The 316-nt window shown below is 67.1% G+C and carries 1 protein-coding gene; it reads left to right on the top strand.

Annotation, left to right across the window (positions count from 1 at the left end; all coding sequences use genetic code 11):
• Positions 1–316: ABC transporter ATP-binding protein (locus ADK65_RS06805; protein ID WP_159038733.1), on the top strand; the 316-nt coding region annotated here is incomplete at both ends.

The following is a 316-nucleotide window of genomic DNA, read 5'->3' as shown; positions in this document are numbered from 1 at the left end:
GGGCAAGACCACGACGCTGATGATGATCGCCGGGTTCTGCGAACCCGACTCCGGCACCATCACCGTCGGCGGGCGTGACGTGACGCGCCTGGCGCCGCAAAAGCGCAATCTCGGGTTCGTCTTCCAGCAGTATCTGCTCTTCCCGCACATGAGCGTGTGGGAGAACGTCGCTTTCCCGCTCACGCTGCGCGGAGTGCCGAAGGACGAGATCCGCCGCCGGGTGGGGGAGACGCTGGAGATCGCGGGCCTGTCCCGGTTCGGTGGTCGTAAGCCGCGTGAGCTGTCCGGTGGCCAGCAGCAGCGTGTGGCGTTGTGC

This window comes from Streptomyces sp. NRRL B-1140, from assembly GCF_001280065.1.
Taxonomy (GTDB): domain Bacteria; phylum Actinomycetota; class Actinomycetes; order Streptomycetales; family Streptomycetaceae; genus Streptomyces.
The sequence above is the reverse complement of the archived record's forward strand: the minus strand, read 5'-3'. Positions and strand labels throughout refer to the sequence as shown.